This window comes from Pseudomonas sp. 22072, from assembly GCF_052046095.1.
Taxonomy (GTDB): domain Bacteria; phylum Pseudomonadota; class Gammaproteobacteria; order Pseudomonadales; family Pseudomonadaceae; genus Aquipseudomonas; species Aquipseudomonas paracarnis.
In genome coordinates this window covers 161,595-180,746 of the sequence record NZ_JBQEQE010000009.1, presented here as the reverse complement: position 1 = coordinate 180,746, position 19,152 = coordinate 161,595, and the positions used below count along the sequence as shown (strand labels likewise).

Annotated in this window: 20 protein-coding genes; 13 read left to right on the top strand and 7 right to left on the bottom strand. The window is 59.4% G+C overall.

The window, feature by feature from the left end; translation table 11 throughout:
• Positions 1 to 73: 73 nt before the first annotated feature.
• Together ACTJLA_RS12285 and ACTJLA_RS12280 are read left to right on the top strand one after the other, a co-directional pair.
• Entirely contained in the window at positions 74 to 424 is a 351-nt protein-coding gene (locus tag ACTJLA_RS12285; protein ID WP_003191317.1) for a hypothetical protein, read from the top strand.
• A gap of 145 nt (positions 425 to 569) precedes the next feature.
• Positions 570 to 800 carry a hypothetical protein gene (locus ACTJLA_RS12280; RefSeq protein WP_034127497.1) on the top strand — a complete coding sequence of 77 codons (231 nt, stop codon included), beginning with the start codon at positions 570 to 572 and terminating at the stop codon, positions 798 to 800.
• 5 nt (positions 801 to 805) lie between these two features.
• Here the strand turns inward: ACTJLA_RS12280 and ACTJLA_RS12275 are convergent, their stop codons facing one another.
• Together ACTJLA_RS12275 and ACTJLA_RS12270 are read right to left on the bottom strand one after the other, a co-directional pair.
• Positions 806 to 1,087, bottom strand: a complete 282-nt coding sequence (locus ACTJLA_RS12275; protein ID WP_003191312.1) for a hypothetical protein — start codon at positions 1,085 to 1,087, stop codon at positions 806 to 808.
• 141 nt (positions 1,088 to 1,228) lie between these two features.
• Positions 1,229 to 1,414 (bottom strand): hypothetical protein, encoded by a 186-nt coding sequence (locus ACTJLA_RS12270; protein ID WP_034127495.1) that lies wholly within the window; start codon positions 1,412 to 1,414, stop codon positions 1,229 to 1,231.
• Between the two features lie 311 nt (positions 1,415 to 1,725).
• Between ACTJLA_RS12270 and galU the strand changes: the two genes are divergently transcribed.
• Both galU and gorA read left to right on the top strand, forming a co-directional pair.
• Positions 1,726 to 2,565, top strand: a complete 840-nt coding sequence (gene galU, locus ACTJLA_RS12265; protein ID WP_003173830.1) for a UTP--glucose-1-phosphate uridylyltransferase GalU — start codon at positions 1,726 to 1,728, stop codon at positions 2,563 to 2,565.
• 105 nt (positions 2,566 to 2,670) lie between these two features.
• Positions 2,671 to 4,029, top strand: a complete 1,359-nt coding sequence (gene gorA / locus ACTJLA_RS12260; protein ID WP_054898428.1) for a glutathione-disulfide reductase — start codon at positions 2,671 to 2,673, stop codon at positions 4,027 to 4,029.
• On the opposite strand, the gene ACTJLA_RS12255 is transcribed toward gorA, so the two are convergent.
• On the bottom strand, positions 4,030 to 5,037 hold the full coding sequence (locus ACTJLA_RS12255) for a DNA-binding protein (protein ID WP_054898429.1): 1,008 nt from the start codon (positions 5,035 to 5,037) through the stop codon (positions 4,030 to 4,032). It abuts the gene before it with no gap.
• A 170-nt stretch (positions 5,038 to 5,207) separates the two neighbouring features.
• Between ACTJLA_RS12255 and ACTJLA_RS12250 the strand changes: the two genes are divergently transcribed.
• The 3 genes from ACTJLA_RS12250 to ahpF all read left to right on the top strand — a co-directional run bounded on the left by ACTJLA_RS12250 (position 5,208) and on the right by ahpF (position 8,533).
• Complete coding sequence (locus ACTJLA_RS12250) at positions 5,208 to 6,140, top strand: site-specific integrase (RefSeq protein WP_072446581.1); 933 nt, start codon at positions 5,208 to 5,210, stop codon at positions 6,138 to 6,140.
• Positions 6,141 to 6,273: 133 nt separating this feature from the next.
• Positions 6,274 to 6,837: an alkyl hydroperoxide reductase subunit C gene (gene ahpC / locus ACTJLA_RS12245; protein WP_003191303.1), complete on the top strand. Its 564-nt coding sequence runs from the start codon at positions 6,274 to 6,276 to the stop codon at positions 6,835 to 6,837.
• A gap of 130 nt (positions 6,838 to 6,967) precedes the next feature.
• The gene (gene ahpF, locus ACTJLA_RS12240) at positions 6,968 to 8,533 is read left to right on the top strand and encodes an alkyl hydroperoxide reductase subunit F (RefSeq protein ID WP_034127491.1); all 1,566 of its coding nucleotides are present in this window, start codon (positions 6,968 to 6,970) and stop codon (positions 8,531 to 8,533) included.
• A 129-nt stretch (positions 8,534 to 8,662) separates the two neighbouring features.
• Here the strand turns inward: ahpF and gloA are convergent, their stop codons facing one another.
• The gene (gloA, locus tag ACTJLA_RS12235; protein ID WP_054898432.1) at positions 8,663 to 9,187 is read right to left on the bottom strand and encodes a lactoylglutathione lyase; all 525 of its coding nucleotides are present in this window, start codon (positions 9,185 to 9,187) and stop codon (positions 8,663 to 8,665) included.
• Positions 9,188 to 9,365: 178 nt separating this feature from the next.
• On the opposite strand from gloA, the gene ACTJLA_RS12230 reads away from it, so the two are divergent.
• On the top strand, positions 9,366 to 9,902 hold the full coding sequence (locus tag ACTJLA_RS12230) for a DUF4946 domain-containing protein (protein WP_054898433.1): 537 nt from the start codon (positions 9,366 to 9,368) through the stop codon (positions 9,900 to 9,902).
• A gap of 111 nt (positions 9,903 to 10,013) precedes the next feature.
• On the opposite strand, the gene ACTJLA_RS12225 is transcribed toward ACTJLA_RS12230, so the two are convergent.
• Both ACTJLA_RS12225 and ACTJLA_RS12220 read right to left on the bottom strand, forming a co-directional pair.
• A complete protein-coding gene (locus tag ACTJLA_RS12225) occupies positions 10,014 to 10,379 on the bottom strand; it encodes a histone-like nucleoid-structuring protein, MvaT/MvaU family (protein WP_014718508.1) in 366 nt (121 codons plus the stop codon).
• A 194-nt stretch (positions 10,380 to 10,573) separates the two neighbouring features.
• Positions 10,574 to 12,118, bottom strand: coding sequence for an EAL domain-containing protein (locus ACTJLA_RS12220; protein ID WP_054919068.1), 1,545 nt, complete (start codon positions 12,116 to 12,118; stop codon positions 10,574 to 10,576).
• A 295-nt stretch (positions 12,119 to 12,413) separates the two neighbouring features.
• On the opposite strand from ACTJLA_RS12220, the gene ACTJLA_RS12215 reads away from it, so the two are divergent.
• The 5 genes from ACTJLA_RS12215 (at position 12,414) to ACTJLA_RS12195 (ending at position 18,239) form a co-directional block, all read left to right on the top strand.
• Positions 12,414 to 12,974 (top strand): fimbrial protein, encoded by a 561-nt coding sequence (locus tag ACTJLA_RS12215; RefSeq protein WP_054898434.1) that lies wholly within the window; start codon positions 12,414 to 12,416, stop codon positions 12,972 to 12,974.
• A 66-nt stretch (positions 12,975 to 13,040) separates the two neighbouring features.
• A complete protein-coding gene (locus ACTJLA_RS12210; protein WP_262020300.1) occupies positions 13,041 to 13,802 on the top strand; it encodes a fimbrial biogenesis chaperone in 762 nt (253 codons plus the stop codon).
• A gap of 2 nt (positions 13,803 to 13,804) precedes the next feature.
• Positions 13,805 to 16,426, top strand: coding sequence for a fimbria/pilus outer membrane usher protein (locus ACTJLA_RS12205; protein ID WP_200583362.1), 2,622 nt, complete (start codon positions 13,805 to 13,807; stop codon positions 16,424 to 16,426).
• Positions 16,426 to 17,175 (top strand): fimbrial biogenesis chaperone, encoded by a 750-nt coding sequence (locus ACTJLA_RS12200; RefSeq protein ID WP_054919065.1) that lies wholly within the window; start codon positions 16,426 to 16,428, stop codon positions 17,173 to 17,175. The genes ACTJLA_RS12205 and ACTJLA_RS12200 overlap by 1 nt, the downstream gene beginning before the upstream one ends.
• 17 nt (positions 17,176 to 17,192) lie before the next feature.
• A complete protein-coding gene (locus ACTJLA_RS12195; protein ID WP_143517021.1) occupies positions 17,193 to 18,239 on the top strand; it encodes a fimbrial protein in 1,047 nt (348 codons plus the stop codon).
• Here ACTJLA_RS12195 and ACTJLA_RS12190 read toward each other — a convergent pair.
• Entirely contained in the window at positions 18,230 to 19,117 is an 888-nt protein-coding gene (locus ACTJLA_RS12190) for a LysR family transcriptional regulator (RefSeq protein WP_197900231.1), read from the bottom strand. The genes ACTJLA_RS12195 and ACTJLA_RS12190 overlap by 10 nt on opposite strands.
• Positions 19,118 to 19,152 lie beyond the last annotated feature (35 nt).

Sequence of the window (19,152 nt, the reverse complement as noted above, 5' to 3'; positions counted from 1 at the left end):
ACAGATAAATCCTACGTTGGTGGGAGAAAATTACCATCCCCGCTGTCGTAGGGTCTTTATCGGAGGTTTTTGTATGAAGTGGAGTGTGTTGGTGCTGGCCTTGGCAATAGGTGGGTGTGCTTCGGTTGCAGATATCAAGCAGACCCCGCCAACATTGGTGGTCATCTCAGGGAAGAAGCCGCAGGAATATGCGGCGTGCGTGGTGCGCAAATTGGAGGCGACCCGTCGGCCGCCGCAGATCGAGCCCCATAAAGACGGCATTCAGGTGATCGTGCCGCAGAAGTTCTCGGCAGACCCGTCGGCGATCTTTGAAATCGAAGACCGCTCCAGCGGTAGCAGCATCAAGCTTTATGAAAGCATGTCCAATGTGCCGATCCGCCCGGGCGACGTGAAGAAGGCTGGGGAAGAATGCATTTCCGGTTGAGCTCCAGACTCATCCCTCACACCCGATAAAAAAAGCCCTTACCCTGCAGGGACGGTATGCATCCGTTAAACTGTCGGGCATTCACTATAAAGATGCCGCTCAAGCCCGGGGTTTGAGCGGCATTTGTTTTTCTGGAAAGCCCGTTATGAAACGAGAACACGTCAAAGCCCGCCATGCCGAAGGGCAGATCTCGGCCACCCATGTCATCCAGAACCCCGCCGATCTGGGCGAGTGGATCGTATTTTTCAAGAAGAGCGGCGGGCGCAGCTACTTCCTGGTGGACGAGCAGGATGAGGTCGAATCATTTGCTCGCCTGGATGACCTGATCGAAATCCTGCGGGGCCTGGGGATCAAGTTCGCTGAAGTGCACCTGTAGCAACGTTACTTGCAGACCACCACCACGCTGCGGCCTTTGAAGTTGCCCACGTCCTGGCCCAGGGTCTTGTCGCTTTCCTTGAGTGCCGGCGTGCCATTGGTGCCGACGATGCGGTAACCGGTGCCCGCGCAGGAGGCGTCCGCCTTCTCGTAGCAACTGGCCCATGAATTGGCCTCGCCCGAGCAGTCGATGGTCAGGCCTTGCTCGCCATTTTTCAGCAGGGTGTCGGAGGCGGTGGTGCAGCCGGCGAGTGCCAGTACCGCGGTCAGTGCCAGGATTTTTTTCATAGAGGGGGTCGTCATCGAGGGTATTGGAAGGGCGCGCTGACACTGTCGTGGCGTTGTTGAAGATTATAGCGAACTGCCATCTAGGTACAGACAAACAAAAAAGCCCCGTTTAACGGGGCTTTCAAAGCAGTGCAAAGAGGCTTACTTGGTTTTCGGCCGCTTGCTCGATGCATGGCCTGCCTCATCCACAAACACTTCGGCGACGGCGATCGCCATGCTTTCGGACTCGAATACGCCGGCAACGCTGTCACCGTGAAAATTGATCAAGTGCCAGCCGTCTGCTCGCTTAGTGATCAGGTAGCCGTTTACACCTTTTGGTTCTGACATCTGTTGGCAATCTCGTGGTCTTGGTTCAAGGCGCCCATGATAGCGCCAAATGCCGGGGCAGGGCGCAAGTTGTTGCGGGTCAGTGCCAGGGGTGCAAAAGCGTGCTAAAACCATTGCAGCCCTTTCAAACAAGGGGTCGACGCGAGTTCTGACCAACCGTTGGTGACACCCATTGCAGGATCAGCGGAACTTACGCCGACATTTTTTCTCTATGATGACATCGCAACGCCAGCAGAACCCCATTGTAAGGTGACTGCGGCCTGATTAGACTGCGCCGAATTCCGTACGCACAGCCCTTTGTAAGGACTCATATGATCAAGAAATGCTTGTTCCCAGCAGCCGGTTACGGCACTCGCTTCTTGCCAGCGACCAAAGCCATGCCCAAAGAAATGCTGCCAGTGGTGAACAAGCCACTGATTCAGTACGGTGTGGAAGAGGCTCTGGATGCCGGTTTGAACGAGATCTCCATCGTCACGGGTCGTGGCAAGCGCGCGCTGGAAGACCACTTCGACATCAGCTATGAGCTGGAAAACCAGATCAAGGGCACCGACAAGGAAAAATACTTGGTCGGTATCCGTAAACTGCTCGACGAGTGCTCGTTCTCCTACACCCGTCAGACTCAGATGAAAGGTCTCGGCCATGCCATCCTTACCGGTCGCCCGCTGATTGGTGACGAACCCTTTGCCGTGGTCCTGGCGGACGACTTGTGCGTCAACCTGGAAGGCGACGGTGTGCTGACCCAGATGGTCAAGCTCTACCAGAAATACCGTTGCACCATCGTTGCGGTGATGGAAGTCAACCCAACCGAAACCAATAAGTACGGTGTTATCGCCGGTGACGATATTGGCGATGGCCTGATCCGCGTACGTGACATGGTCGAGAAGCCAGCGCCGGAAGACGCGCCATCGAACCTGGCGATCATCGGTCGTTACATCCTCACGCCGGACATCTTCAAGCTGATCGAAGAAACCGAGCCAGGCAAGGGTGGCGAGATCCAGATCACCGACGCTCTGCTCAAGCAAGCCAAAGACGGCTGCGTGATTGCCTACAAGTTCAAGGGCCAGCGTTTCGACTGCGGCGGCGCTGAGGGCTACATCGAAGCGACCAACTTCTGCTACGAGCATTTCTACAAGACGGGCAAGGCTTACTGATCCACGCTTGCCGGCACGTTTTAAGCGAAAGCCACCTTCGGGTGGCTTTTTCGTTTTTCAGCCCCATGTAAGTCGGTATGCTGGTGTACTGCCGAGGAGAGTGAAATGGCCTACGATTTTGACCTGTATGTAATTGGCGCCGGTTCCGGCGGTGTTCGCGCGGCGCGCTTTGCCGCGGGCTTTGGCGCCAAGGTGGCTGTGGCCGAGAGCCGCTACCTGGGCGGCACCTGTGTGAACGTCGGCTGCGTGCCAAAGAAGCTGTTGGTGTACGGCGCGCATTTTGCCGAAGATTTTGAACAGGCCAGCGGCTTTGGCTGGTCCCTGGGCGAGGCGAACTTTGATTGGGCGACCCTGATCGCCAACAAGGATCGTGAGATCAACCGCCTCAACGGTATCTATCGCAACCTGTTGGTCAACAGCGGCGTGACCCTGCATGAAGGGCATGCACGCCTGGTCGATGCCCATCAGGTGGAGATCAACGGTGAGCGCTTCACTGCCAGGCACATCCTGATCGCCACCGGCGGCTGGCCGCAGATCCCTGAGATTCCAGGGCGCGAGCACGCCATTGGCTCGAACGAGGCGTTCTTCCTTAAAGAGCTGCCCAAGCGCGTGCTGGTAGTGGGTGGTGGTTATATCGCCGTTGAGTTCGCGGGCATCTTCCACGGCTTGGGCGCGCAAACCTCATTGCTGTATCGCGGTGACTTGTTCTTGCGCGGCTTTGACGGTTCGGTGCGCAAACACCTGCAAGAAGAGCTGACCAAGCGCGGCCTGGACTTGCAGTTCAATGCCGACATCGAGCGCATCGACAAACAGGCCGACGGCAGCCTCAAGGCCACTTTGAAGGATGGCCGCGTGCTGGAAGCCGATTGCGTGTTCTACGCCACTGGCCGCCGTCCAATGCTGGATAACCTGGGCCTGGAAAATACCGGGGTCAAACTGGACGAGCGCGGTTTCGTCGCGGTGGATGATCTCTATCAGACCGCCGAGCCGTCGATCCTGGCGATTGGCGATGTGATTGGTCGTGTGCAGCTGACGCCGGTGGCCCTGGCTGAAGGCATGGCCGTGGCGCGGCGGTTGTTCAAGCCCGAGCAATACCGCCCGGTGGATTACGCCAATATCGCGACGGCGGTATTCAGCCTGCCGAATATCGGCACAGTCGGCCTGACAGAAGAGGATGCACGCAAAAATGGCCACAACGTGCAGATCTTTGAAAGCCGGTTCCGGCCGATGAAGCTGACCCTGACCGATTGCCAGGAAAAGACCTTGATGAAGCTGGTGGTCGACGCCGACACCGACAAAGTACTGGGTTGCCACATGGTCGGTCCGGATGCGGGTGAGATCGTGCAAGGGCTGGCGATCGCGCTCAAGGCGGGCGCGACCAAGCAGCATTTCGATGAAACTATCGGCGTGCATCCTACGGCGGCGGAAGAATTCGTCACCATGCGCACGCCTGTAGCGGACTGATCAGGTTGGCTCTGCTGCCTCTGGCGCCGTTGCAACGACGGTCGCCAAGCGCAGGGCTTCGATGCTTGCCTGGGCCTTGACCAGGTCCAGCTCAAGCGCCTTGTTGTGCTGCTGATACTCCAGCAGTGATGCTTGGCGCGATTGGCTGTCCAGCACGGCAACCCGCAGGCGTTCCTGGAGCAGGGTGCGCTCGCTGTCGATCTGGCTGAGCTGCTCCTTGAGTTTCAGCTGTAGCGCCTGGTCCTGGCGAGCTTGCTCCTGCAGCGCTTTCAATTCCTTGGTTGTCACTCGCTGCTCACTCAGCAGGCGCTCGTTGTCGCGATGCAGTTGGGTGATTTCGTCCTGGCGCACCAGTGCGCTTTGCTGCGCCTGACGCAATTCGGCCTGTACCTGTTGCAACTGGCCCTCATGGCGACGCTGTTCCTGCTCGCGCTGCTCCTTGATGGCAGTGCGGTAATGCTCAAGCGCATCGCGGGCGTGCAGGTGTTTTTCTTCCAGTGAGCGAATCTGCTCGTCTTTGTCGTTGAGCCTCAGCTCGTAGTCGCTGCACGCCTGGCTCAACCCGGCGTTACGGGTTTGCTCGGTCTGCAGGCTGGTGCTGGCGGTTTGCAGCGCCGCGCTTTCTTCAGCGAGGGCAGCGGCCTGGATATCAAATTGCTGTTTGAGCTGGGTGTGCGCTTCTTCCAGGGTTTCTACCTGGGCGAGCAGGGCGGCTTTTTGTTGCTCGAATTGCGCCAGGGCCAGGTCGATCGGCTCTTGGGCCTTCTCTTTCAGGCGTTGGGACAGGCGGGCGACTAGCTCGCCCAGCTCATCATCAATCGGTGCTTGGGTGATGGTCTGGCGCGTCTCGCTTTCGTCCAGCTCTTTCAAATAGCGATGAATGGTGGTTTTCGAGCCGGTATTGCCCATTTCGATACGCACCGCATCGATGCTGGGGTTTTCGCCACGGGCGAGGATCGCCAGGCGTGCCGTTTGCACTACTGCTTTGTTTATGCCGCCGCGAGCCATGGGGTCTCCGTCGATTTAGTACTGTGGTACGTGGTATGTATATACATACTATATCATGATTGAAAACTGGTTGAAATTCATGATTTAACAGATGGGATATTGGCGTATTATCCCGTGTCATAAGCATTTTCATCAGCCATCCACCCCTTCAGCAGTACGAAAACACGCCTATGAGCGACCTCGACCGATATCTCAACGCCGCCACTCGCGACAACACGCGCCGCAGCTACCGCGCGGCGATCGAGCATTTCGAAGTCAGTTGGGGAGGGTTCCTGCCGGCCACCAGCGAGAGTGTGGCGCGCTACCTCGTGGCGCATGCCGGGGTATTGGCCGTCAACACCTTGAAACTGCGGCTCTCGGCCTTGGCGCAATGGCATACCAGCCAAGGGTTTGCCGACCCGACGAAGGCGCCGGTGGTACGCAAGGTGCTCAAGGGCATCCGCGCTGTGCACCCGGCGCGGGAGCGGCAGGCCGAGCCTTTGCAGCTCACGCAGTTGGAGCAAGTAATCGCTGCCCTGGACATTGAAGCCAAACAGGCCAGCGAGCGTCACGACCAGCCGCGCTTGCTGCGGGCCAAGCGCGACGCTGCGCTGATTCTGCTGGGCTTCTGGCGCGGCTTTCGCAGTGATGAGCTGTGCCGATTAAGCATTGAGCACGTGCAAGCCGTGCCAGGCGCAGGCATCAGCCTGTACTTGCCACGCAGTAAAAGTGACCGTGACAACCTCGGCAAAACCTACCAGACCCCAGCGTTGCTGCGGCTGTGCCCGGTGCAGGCTTATAGCGAGTGGCTCAGCGCCTCGGCGCTGGTGCGCGGCCCGGTGTTTCGCGGCATTGACCGCTGGGGCAACCTGGGTGAGGAGGGCTTGCACCCCAACAGTGTGATCCCGTTATTGCGCCAGGCCCTTGAGCGCGCAGGCATCCCCGCCGATCAATACACCAGCCACTCCCTGCGTCGGGGTTTCGCCACTTGGGCGCATCGAAGTGGTTGGGATTTGAAGTCGCTGATGAGTTACGTCGGCTGGAACGACATGAAATCTGCGATGCGCTATGTTGAAGCGACGCCGTTTCTAGGCATGACCCTGGCAACACAACCGCTGATTTGAGATTTTTTCTATTAATAGCGTCACCTGATAGAGAAACCCAATCGTCAGCATCAGGTTTGCCAATGAGCCATCGACCGAGAGAGCCGGTAGGATTCACCTCATCAACTTCTTAACCCCTGACGGAGAGTCAACGATGCCTATCATCAACAGCCAAGTAAAACCGTTTAAAGCCACCGCTTTCAAAAACGGCAGCTTCGTCGATGTGACCGACGCTGACCTGAAAGGCAAGTGGTCGGTTGTCTTCTTCTACCCAGCCGATTTCACCTTCGTCTGCCCGACCGAACTGGAAGACCTGGCTGACAACTACGCCGAATTCCAGAAGCTGGGCGTCGAAATCTACAGCGTTTCCACCGACACCCACTTCGCCCACGCTGCCTGGCACAACACTTCGCCAGCCATCGGCAAAATCCAGTACACCATGATCGGCGACCCAACCCTGACCATCTCCCGCAACTTCGACGTACTGATCGAAGAAGCTGGCCTGGCAGACCGCGGCACCTTCGTGATCAACCCAGAAGGTCAGATCAAGATCGTTGAACTGAACGACGGTGGTGTAGGCCGTGACGCTTCCGAGCTGCTGCGCAAGATCAAGGCTGCTCAGTACGTTGCCGCCCACCCGGGTGAAGTATGCCCAGCCAAGTGGAAAGAAGGCGAGGCCACTCTGGCCCCGTCTCTGGACCTGGTCGGCAAGATCTAAGTCTGTGAACGCGTATCAAGGGCGGGTATCCGCACTTAAGTAAGCTGCATCCGCCCTCAAAACGCCCGGGCGAGATTCGCTCGGGCGTTTTTTTGTCTGCAATAAACCGAATGAACAGGAAATCGCCCGTATGTTGGACGCCAATCTTAAAGCTCAGTTGAAGTCATACCTGGAACGGGTCACCCAGCCGATCGAGATCGTCGCCTCCCTCGACGACGGTGCGAAATCCCAGGAAATGCTTGCTCTTTTGCAGGACGTAACCAGCCTCTCCACGCTGATTACTCTGAACACCGATGGCAATGATGCGCGCAAGCCATCGTTTTCCATCAACCGCCCGGGTGCCGAGATCAGCCTGCGTTTCGCCGGTATCCCCATGGGCCATGAATTCACTTCGCTGGTGCTGGCCCTGCTGCAAGTCGGTGGCCACCCGTCGAAGGCCAGTGTCGAAGTGATTGAACAGATCCGCGCCCTCAAAGGCGAGTTCAGCTTCGAGACTTACTTCTCGCTGTCGTGCCAGAACTGCCCGGACGTGGTCCAGGCGCTGAACCTGATGGCCGTGCTGAACCCGAACATCCGCCACGTTGCGATTGATGGCGCGCTGTTCCAGGCTGAAGTCGATGAGCGCCAGATCATGGCGGTCCCGAGTGTCTACTTGAACGGGGTCAACTTTGGCCAGGGCCGTATGGGCCTTGAAGAAATCCTCGCCAAGCTCGACACCAGCGGTATCGAGAAAGCCGCGGAGAAAATCAGCGCCAAGGATGCCTTCGACGTCCTGGTAGTTGGCGGTGGCCCGGCCGGGTCTTCGGCTGCCATCTATGCGGCACGTAAAGGTATTCGTACCGGTGTGGCGGCTGAACGCTTTGGTGGCCAGGTGCTGGACACCATGTCCATCGAGAACTTTATCTCGGTACAGGAAACCGAAGGGCCGAAACTGGCCAGCGCACTGGAAGCCCATGTGCGTCAGTACGACGTGGATATCATGAACCTGCAACGCGCCAGTAGCTTGATTCCGGCAAAAAATGCCGGTGAGCTGCACGAAATTCGCTTCGAAAGCGGTGCGACCCTCAAGTCCAAGACCGTGATCTTGGCGACAGGCGCGCGCTGGAGAGAGATGGGTGTGCCCGGTGAGCAGGAATACAAGGCCAAGGGCGTGTGCTTCTGCCCGCATTGCGATGGCCCGCTGTTCAAGGGCAAGCGTGTGGCGGTGATCGGCGGCGGTAACTCCGGCGTAGAAGCGGCCATTGACCTGGCCGGTATCGTCAGCCATGTCACCTTGCTTGAATTCGACAGCAAGCTGCGCGCCGATGCCGTGTTGCAACGCAAGCTCTACAGCCTGCCGAACGTGGATGTGATCACCAGCGCGCTGACCAGTGAGGTCAAAGGCGATGGTCAGAAAGTCACCGGCCTTGCCTACAAGGACCGCGACACTGGTGAGTTCAAGACCATCGACCTGGAAGGCATCTTTGTGCAGATTGGCTTGCTGCCCAACACCGACTGGCTCAAAGGCAGCGTAGAGCTGTCGCCGCGTGGCGAGATCATTGTCGATGCCCGTGGCGAGACTTCACTGCCTGGCGTGTTCGCCGCCGGTGACGTAACGACTGTGCCGTACAAGCAGATCGTGATAGCAGTAGGCGAGGGCGCCAAGGCTTCGTTGAGCGCGTTCGATCACTTGATCCGCACCTCTGCTCCGGCGTAGTCCTGAGCTGCAAATAAAAAACCCCATGAGCGATCATGGGGTTTTTCTCGTTCCCACGCCCGGCGCGGGATTCTCGTTCCCACGCTCCGCATGGGAATGCATCCGGTGACGCTCCCCGTCACGCAGTGCTTATGACATCGGCGCCGGCTGGATGATCTCCACCCAATAAGCATCCGGGTCTTTGATGAACGCGAGGCTCTTCATACGGCCATCCGTCAGGCGTTTCTGGAAGTCGCAACCCAAGGCTTCGAAACGTTCGCACGCCGCGACAATGTCCGGCACCGAGATGCAGATATGACCAAAACCACGCGGGTCGGTGTTGCCGTTGTGGTAGGCAAAGTCGGCATCGTTTTCGGTGCCGTGGTTGTGGGTCAGTTCGAGAATGCCCGGAATCGACTTCATCCACTGAGTGCGCTCGGCCGCGTCGGCCGGGATCTGGGCCTTGTCCACCAGGGCCAGGAAGTACAGGCTGAATTCGGCTTCCGGGAAGTCACGTTTCTCGACCAGGGAGAAACCCAGGATGCGCGTGTAGAAGTCCAGCGACTTGGTGATGTCCTTGACCCGCAACATGGTGTGGTTGAACACAAAGTTCGCCGTGGCGTTGTCGGGTTGGGCAGTGACGCCCGGGAAGGTGTTCAATTCGTGCAGGCTCATGGGCCCTCCAGAAAAAATGTGAGATGAGCGGTCCATTGGCTTGCGGCCTGCGTCCATGCAGGCGGGCCATGATACGCAAGCCGCACGGGCTGCGCCAAATGAAAAAGCGCGCCCAACCCTTGCAGTCAGCGCGTGCCGGGCCGCACACTTTGCCGCTGGAACCTTGGGTGTTTTTGCAATGATCGAGTTTCGTAGGCCACTGTTGAGTGCTGTGTGCGTGTTGTTGAACAGCTCGTTTGTGTTGGCAGCCGAGCCGGAAGTCCATTGGCCCAGCGGTTGGCAGGTCGAAGAAGTCGTGCCTGACGGCGAACTCCCTGTCAAACCCCAAGCAGTGTCCCGGCAGCGAGCGATCAAGAATGATGAAAATGGCGCCACGTTGATGGTGATGGAGTTGACCGGAACGCCGATTGAGGCCGGCCATAAAGTTAATCTTCCCGGCGTGTTGCTGGAGATGCGCAAGTCGATCCAGAAAGACTTTGCCCGTGGCGGTTATCAAAGCGTGTGCAGCAAAATGCACCCCACGACATTGAGTCGTCTTGATGCGCTGGAAACTACCTGTGTGATTACCGAGAACGGTCGACACGTATTGTCGCAAACATTAGTCGGTGCGCTGGATGTCGACAAAGCCTATGTTTTTTCATACGCAGGCCAGGCGCAAGCGTACGAGGCGAGCAAGGAGGAAGTCAGTCTGGTGCGCAACAGTCTGAAACTTTGACAGGTTCAAGCTGAGCGAATTTGAACAATACGAACCCTGAGTTAAGTTCGATTCCGAACCGTTAGAGCAAAAAAAACCCCGCGTATGCGGGGCTATTTTTTAGTACATGTTTCAGCCGCGAAGCCAGGAGTCTACAGTGGCGGCGCCGTACTGCTCTTTCCAGGCTTTGAGGCCGCGGTGGTTGCCACCTTTGGTCTCGATCAGCTCGCCGGTGTGCGGGTTGTGGTAAACCTTGACCACCCGTGCGCGGCGCTGTTTTGGCGCCGCGGCGGCCGGTGCGCCGCCTTTGCGTGGCGCTGGATCGAGGATGGCGATCACATCGCGCAGGCTTTTGTCGTATTTGCCCATCAGCGTCTTGAGCTTTTCTTCGAATTCGATTTCTTTCTTCAGGCCAGCGTCGTTCTTCAAGGATTCCAGCTGGGCAAGCTGCTCTTGAAGGGCTTTTTCTGCTGCGCGAAATTCGGCGAGTCTGGACAAAATCTATACTCCAATAATGTAGTTGCTGATATCAACTGCAGACAAAGCTATAAGCCAAGAACGTTAAGCCACGTCAACGAAAAAGACCCTTCTGCGAGTTCTGCACAGGCAGAAAAAATTGTAGTAGTTAATTCATCTCGAGTAAATCATGTCTTTTAAAGAAAGACCAATCTTTCATGGTAGGTGGTACACGGCTATTCAACGATACCCAACGACTTAATGAATTCATCGCAGGGTAATGGTCGACCAAACAGGTAACCCTGTAGGAAATCCACGCCCTGGGCAACGAGGTATTCACACTGTTGGGCTGTTTCCACGCCTTCGGCAACAATGCCTAGATCCAGCTTGACCGACAACTCTATGATGCTGTCTAGAATATGCCGCGACAGCGCATCCGCACCGATCATGGCGACAAAGCTTTGATCGATCTTCAAGTAGTCGACATTGAAATTGCGCAAATATCCCAAGCTGGAGTGGCCGGTGCCGAAGTCATCAATGGCGATCATGACCCCCATTTGATGCAGCGCCTCGAACAGGCTGCGGGTGGTCTCGGTGGGTTCGATCAGTTCCCGCTCGGTCAACTCCAGCACCAGGGTGACCTGGCCGGGTGGGAACGCGGCGAGGAATTCCCGACAGTCCTGCACCAGCGCCATGTCCTGGCAATGGCGCGCTGTGATGTTCACGCCAATATGAAAGCCAGGGCTGAAGCGTGCGGCATGGGGCGCCAATTGCACGGCGGTCTGGCGCAGCAGGGCACGGGTCATCGGCACGATCAGGCCAGAGTCTTCGGCCAGGGGAATAAACAGGTCCGGGCGCACCAGGCCTTCTTTGGGATGCTTCCAGCGCATCAGGACCTCACAGCCGGCCCATTGGCGTGTGTCACCCCGTACCACCGGTTGGAAATACGGGATGAACTCATTGGCTCCCAAGGCGCGTTGTAACTCGTGGGTCGGCGCGGACGAGCGTTTTTGCAGCCAGTGAGCGAGCAGCCCCGCCAATATCCCGAAGAACACCACCAGGCTGAACAGCGCTGGATACCGCGCCTGCATGTAGCGCCAGACTTCACCCTCGGGCATCCCGGCCTCGACACTGTATTGATAGCGCTCGGAAGCCAGGCGTTGTGGCGCCACGGCAAATACCGGCAGCGCGCCTTGATGCACCTTGCCGTCGGCATCCAGCCAGTTCGGGCCGACGTGCAATACCAAGTGCGCGTAACGGCTGATCAGGCGCAAGGCGTTGGTGAGGTGGTAACCGTCAACCGAGGCAAACGCGCCTTGATCGCCTTCCACCAGGCGATACACCAATAGCGCGGTATCGGGTGTAACGGGGTTGCCATTCATCAACCACAGGCGCCCATCGACATAGTCGTCCGGGTTGACTGGCGATTGGTAGCGACCGCCAAACAACGAACTGCAATAGATGTTTTTCTGCCAGGACAGCGTCGTGGCCCGCACAAACGGCCGGCGCGTGACTTGTTCACGTAGCGCCAACTTGGCGACGCTGTCACAAGGTTTACCGGCCAGCGGCAGCAAAGCTTGGGCAGCGATGGCGGTATTGTCCAGCATCAGGTCGAACTGGCGCACCGCTTCTTGAGCGGTTTGCGCTGTGCTTTGCTCGAGCGTGCGTTCGGCTTGCCAGTAAAGAATTACCACCCCCAACAGAATGGGCAGCAGCCCGCACAGGGTGCTGATGAAATAGCGTGCGGCTCGGCTTCGTGGGCCTTTGACGGTCAGGGGCATGGGAGCAGTCAATCGTGAAAAAGAGAGTGGGCTCTGCCGATGATAGATGGCATTGCACGGGGCTGCTCACTTGTTTAACGCCTACTGACCTAGCCGTTCGGTCAGTTGTGGCGGGCACTTCAACTTGGCAACATAAACTTCATTGCAAAACGTAAGAGACTCGGTAGCCCTTAATCCCTACAGCCTCTTTCTTAGCCGCTCAGCCCAATTTTGGCGGGAGGGCCGCGTCTCGCCCTTCGATTGATGAGTCATGGCTTGCAACTCTTTCACTGACATTCACGAGGAAGTATCTGTAATGAAAACTATCGCATTGGCCGTTGTATTTCTGGCGGTCACCGGCGTTGCCGCTTTGCCTGTTGTCGCCGCAGACGGCAAGATCACCTTGACCGGTGAAATCACCGGCACCACTTGCAGCATCAGCGGTGGCACGGGCTCTGCGCCCGGCACCAGCCCGGACTTTTCGGTGCCACTCAACAAGGTCCAGGCCAGCGCGCTCAAGGCGCCCGGCCAGACTGCCGGGGCGAAACCCTATTACATCCATGTCGGTTCCTGCCCGAAGGATACGACCGTCGCCGTGATGTATGAGAGCAGCAGCCCCGCGATCAATCCGGCGACCGGTAACCTGGTCAACCAGGCACCCGCCAAGCCGACGCCTGCCACCCTCGTTGAGGTGCAACTTGTGGATGGCGTCACCCACCAGCCCATGGATTTGCGCCTGGGCCAGAACTCCAGCCCCGCGAAAGTCCCGGCAAGCGGCGAGGTGTCGCTGCCCTTTGCTGCTCAATACATTGCCACGGGCACTGCTACGCCAGGCCCGGTCAGTACGCAAGTGCTGTATTCGGTGACGTTCCCCTGATCGAGGCCCCGTTGCCTGGCCGTGCGCCAGGCAAGGACAGACGAAATGCTTGCCCGGACATTGCTAGTGACCCCCCTGCTGAGCGCACTGCTGACCAGTGTCGGGTTGCTGTCCGCCGCTCACGCCGGCGTAGTGATCGACGGCACGCGGCACATCTATCCGCAGCAGCGTCGAGAAATCACGCTGCGCCTGACCAATGACGATCAGCGAGCGCCGCGCCTGGTCCAGGTGTGGCTGGACCAGGGCGACCCGGCGCAAGACCCCACCGGCAGCGACGTGCCGTTCAGCCTGTCGCCGCCTGTGTTTCGCATGGACGCGGGCAAAAGCCAGGTAGTGCGACTGGTGTATACCCAGGACCCACTGCCGGATGACCGCGAATCGTTGTTCTGGCTCAACGCCCTGGAGATACCGCCCAAGGTCAACGTGGCACCGGGCAGCCCGCAAGAGGCCCCTTCGAACCACCTGCAGTTCGCTTTTCGTATCCGCACCAAAGTGTTTTTCCGCCCGGCCCAATTGCCGGGCTCCGCGGACGAGGCGCCCACCCACTTACGCTGGACCCTGCACCGGAGTGCCCAGGGGCCGCTACTGGAAGTGCACAACCCATCGGCTTATCACGTGACCTTCAATGAGGTTGCCTTGGCCATGGGCTCGGGCCCGGGTGCTCGCCTGTTACCGGCGGGAGAGGGCATGGTGCCCCCCGGCGGCAGCCTGAAGCTGCCCGTCAAGGATGTCGCGCAAGCAATACCCGCCGACGCCCAGGTGCATTTCAAATACATCAATGATTACGGCGCATTCTCCGTGCCGCAGCGTGCTCCCCTGAAGTTCTGATCATGTATGCCTTATTGCAAATACCCGTTCACCGCTTTACGGCCTGGCTGTTTGCCAACCCCAACTTACTGCTGTGGCTGGGCCTGCTCAGTACCTTATTGATGTCGGCAGAAGCCGCGCCACTGGTGTTTGACATCGAGGCGTTCGCCAGCGGCCTGTCCTCTTCGGCAGATATCTCACGCTTCAATACCAGCAACGTGTTGGCGCCAGGTGTTTACCGCGTAGATGTGATGCTCAACGGGCAATCGATGGGGCGCCGCGAGATCACCTTCGCCCCCCTTGCCGGACAGGACGACGCCCAGCCGTGCCTGAACGCTGCCGAGCTTGGCCAACTGGGGGTTTCTGTGCAGGCGCCGACGGATAACACCGAGCATGCCTGCCGGGATTTTGCCGAGTGGATACCCATGGCCAGCAGCCGCGTCGATATCGAGACCCTGACCCTGGATGTCAGCATCCCGCAGATCTATATCAACCGTTCCGCGCGCGGCTCCATTGACCCGTCTGAATGGGACAATGGCATTGACGCCGCGCTGCTCAACTACAACTTCAGTGCCGCGACGGCGACAGCGGGCGCCGGTGAGGATCGTGGCTACCTGGGCCTCAACGGCGGCCTCAACCTGGGCGACTGGCGGCTGCGCCATCAGGGTGGGCAGGCATGGGCATCCGGTAGCGGCCTGGCGCGTTATCAACACACCGCCACCTACTTGCAACGGTCCCTTGCCGCCTGGCGTTCACAACTGACCGTCGGCGACAGCTTCAGCAGTGGCCAGATCCTCGACGGTGTGCGTATACGCGGCATCACCCTGGCCACCGATGACCGCATGCTTGCCCAGTCGCAACAAGGCTATGCGCCTCAGGTGCGAGGCATTGCCGACAGCAATGCAACGGTGACAGTGCGCCAGAACGGCTACACCCTTTACGAAACCACAGTGGCCCCGGGGCCGTTTGTCATCGATGACCTGTACCCCACCGGGTATGGCGGCGACCTGCACGTCAGTGTCACCGAGGTCGACGGCCGGCGCAGCAGCTTCGTGGTGCCTTACTCCGTGGTGCCTTACCTGCTGCGTGACGGTGCCAGCCACTACAGCGTGACCTTGGGGCAGTTGCAGCAATACGGCGTCAGCGATGCCAGCCCGCTGATCTTGCAGGGTACGCTGCAGCATGGCCTGGGCGATCGTATTAGCGCCTATGGTGGCAGTACGCTTTCCCCAGGCTACGGCCAGGCCAAGGCCGGCCTGGCGATGAGTACTCCGATTGGCGCGTTCTCCCTCGACAACACCCACTCGCGCACCCAAGTTCTGGGGCTGGGCGTAGTCGGCGGGCAAAGCTGGGGCCTGGCCTATAACAAGAACCTGCCGTTCTCGGGAACGCACTTTGCGCTGGGCGCCTATCGTTTCTCCACGGACGGGTACCTGAACCTGCCTGATGCGCTCAATGTGCGGGAACTGGCCCGCCAAGGCGGGAGTATCAACAGTTACGCGAGGCAGAAAAGCCGCCTCGACCTGACAATCAGCCAGCAGTTGGGCGCAGGCTCGCTGAGCCTGTATGGCAGCTCCATCGACTACTGGGCGGGCCGCCAAGGGCGCCAGACATCCTTCACCCTCAGTTATGCGGCTAATTGGAAGTCACTCAACTGGAACCTTTCGGCGCAGCGCTCGCGTGTCAGTGAAACCCATCAATTGAACGATCACGAGCGCAGCGACGAAATCTTTTTTGGCCGGTCGGCGCAAGCCGGGCGCGTGGATAATCACCTGGTTCTGACACTGTCCATGCCATTGGGCGCAGGAACGCGTGCGCCAACCCTGAGCAGCAGCCTGTCGCACGATGCTGGCGATTCACGCGGCAGCCAGCATCAGGTGGGAATCAATGGTTTGCTGGGTGACACCGGTGAAGCCAGCTACGGGCTGACTGGCAGCCGTGGCACGGGCCACCAGCAAGGCTCCAGCTTCAATGCCTACGCGGGCTATCGCAGCCGGGCTGCAAGCCTGCGGGCCGGCTATGCCCAGGCCCGCGACAGTTCGCAACTATCCATGAGTGCCGATGGCGGGCTGATAGCCCACGAGGGTGGCGTGACTTTCGCGCAAAACCTCGGTGAAGCCTCGGCACTGGTGTATGCGCCGGATGCACAAGGTGCCCGGCTCGGCAGCAGCGGGGCGCGTATCGATAAGCAGGGTTATGCGGTGCTGCCAGCCCTCAGGGCTTATCAGCGCAATGAAGTAGATATCGATCCCGAGGGCATGCCCATGGATGTCGAACTCAAGGAATCGAGTCACGCCGTGGTGCCGACGCTGGGAGCCGTCTCACTGGTCAGGTTCGAGACCGTCAGTGGCCGTGCCGTGGTGATCAAGGCCACTCATATGGGTGGCAAGCCGTTGCCATTTGCCGCGCAAGTGTTTGACGAGCGCGGCGTCGAAATCGGCGTGATCGGCCAGGCTGGCAAGGCTTTTGTGCGCGGGGTTGCCGACCAGGGGCGGTTGACGGTGCGCTGGAATGCAGGGGCGGCTGACCAGTGCTTCATCCATTACCGTTTGCCGCCGCGCAGGCCCGAGCAACGCCAGGAAAGCGCGGACCAGTTGGTCAGTCAATGTGCCGACCATGGTGATGCGGACGAGGAGCGCAGTTGATGACTCATCGATTGCTCCGCGTGCTGCTTGGCCTGGCCCTGGCGGTGCAGACAGTATTGGCCCATGGGGAAATCGTCATTGACCGCACGCGCATCATTTACCCGGCCAGCGCCGCTGGGGTAACGGTCAACCTGCACAATGAGGCCGACGGCCCGCGATTGGCCCAGGTGTGGATCGATGCGGGGGACCCGCAGGTCGCGCCCGAGTCCAGTGATGTGCCCTTTACGGTGACACCGCCGATCCTGCGCCTGGATGCCGGCAAGCACCGCGCATTGCGGGTGATGTACCACGCGACCCAAGACAAGGCCATGGCCGTGCCTCAGGAGTTGGTGTACTGGCTGAATGTGCTGGGGATCCGCCCGTCTGTCGACACCGGCAACCAGCTGCAATTTGCCTTTCGCACACGGATCAAGCTCTTCCTGCGCCCGGACGCGTTGCCAGGCCAAGCGCAGCAGGCGGTGGATACGTTGCAGTGGCGCCTGGCAGGCGACGGCCCGGTCCTGCAGGTGCGCAATCCCAGTGCCTTTCATGTGACGCTTTCCAGCGTGTTGCTGACCGTCGATGGCGTCGAGTACCACAGTGAGGCCCCGCCGATGCTGTTGCCGCGCTCGGTTGCCCGCATCGTGCTGGAGGGCCCGGCGCCGTGGGGGCAGGGTACGGTCGCGCTGCGATTTACCACCCTGGATGACCATGGCATGACGCGTACGCACACAGTGTCTTTGGGGCACACGAAGGATTTGGCGATATGAACGGTGTCCGGCAATTTATGTTCAGGTTTTTACAGATTGGCGTGTGCTTGAGTATTTGCGCAGTCGCGATGGACGCACAGGCGCATTTCAATGCAGGCGTCTGCACCCCCCAAGCCCCGGTGACGCTGTTCGTCCCGCCCATCACCCTGCCTGACAACCTGCAGGTGGGCGAGGCGATTGGCTACCCAAGTGGCTATGACTTCGCCGGCAATGGCTTTGTCATGCGGTGCCGCTACACCGACTGGCCATTGTCGCAGCCGGTGTCGGCCAACCTCAGCGTGGTCAATTCGCCGGCGACCGGCATGACGTTCAACGCAAATGGGCTGACGTTGCCGGTCTATGCGACCAGCTACCCTGGCGTCGGGTTCGTCATGATGGCCGGGGATCCGTCCCAGCATTTGAAGGTCATCACCCACACCGGCGTCACGCTGTTGGACACCAAGCACAACAAACCCAATGGCTGGGGCCTGCAAGGGCGCGTGTATCTGGTGGCGACGGGCCCGATCACCTCGGGCACCATCCCTGGGAACACAGTCGCCAGGTATATGCTGACCAATGTCAATATCGAAAGCCCCGGCGCTGCCTCGGTCAACTTCGCCGATACGGTGATATTGCCGCCGCAAAAGCCAACTTGCCGGGTGACCACGCCGTCGCTTGCAATGCCGCTGGGGCAGGTGCCCAGCCGTGATTTCAAGGGAGTCGGCAGCAGCGCCGGCAGCGTTAGTCGCGACATAACCCTGGATTGTGCCGGCGGCACCGGCGGCATCCTGAATGTATGGATCACCGTGACTGACCAGACGGAACCCGGCAACCGCAGTAACCAGTTGTCCTTGACCCGCAACTCGCACGCCCGTGGCGTCGCCCTGCAATTGCTCAATGGCGATCGGTTGGTAAGCTATGGGCCCGATTCCTCCGGCGTGGGCAACCCGAACCAATGGCAGGTCGCAAACACGGGCAACGGCACCCTGACGATTCCCTTGACCGCCCGTTACGTTCAGACCGCGTCGACCATCAAGCCTGGGACCGCCAACGGCCTGGCCTCGTTTACCCTGAGTTACCGGTGAGCCCCGGGATCAGGGTACAGCGTTTGCGCCAGTGCGATAAACGCCAGGGTTGCGGGAGAGGCCTGGCGGCGATCCAGCACCGCCAGGCCTATGCGGCGCGGTACGCCCGGCGACAACGGGCGGGCAACGTAGCGCTGGTCGGCATCGGCCGGCAGTGAGCCCTGGGCCACGATACTCAGGCCGTCGCCGCGGCTGACAGCTTCCAGGGTAGTGAGTAGCTGAGTGCAGCGATAACGCACTTTAGGTTGCAACTGCGCGTCACCAAACAAACGCGTGACCAGCTCTGCTGAGCCTGCCTCGGTCAGGATGAACGGGTCATCGCACAACGCTTTCAAAGGTACCGCCCTGCTTGCCGCCAAGGCATGGCCGACCGGTATCAGCGCCACCAGTTGGTCTTCGAGCAGGGCCACGGTGTCGAAGCGTTCCTGCTCCAGTACCACGAAGCCCACATCCACCCGGCGCTGATCCAGCCATTGAATGACCTGCCGGTCCGGCCCTTCGTCTACATGCACCTCGATACCCGGATAGTCCCTTCGAAAGTGGCTGAGAATGGTCGGTAGCAAACGGTTCGAAGCGGTGGGGCCGAACGACCCTATACGCAATGTCCCGCGCTTCATCCCGCGGGCATCGGCGGCTTCCTGCTGCAAGGTGTTGGCCAGGCCCAGCATGCCCCGTGCGCGCCCAAGTAACTGCGCGCCGATATCGCTCAGTTCCACCAGGGTCTGGTGCCGGCGAAACAACTCTACCCCCAGTTCCTGCTCCAGGGCCTTGATCGCATGGGACACCGCCGATTGGCTGATGCCCAGGCGATGCGCCGCACTGGTGAAGCCTCGGAGTTCGGCGACCAAGGAGAAGATTTCCAGCTGAGTCAGGGTCATGAGTAAAGCCTTGTTTTACGATGACAAATCATTAG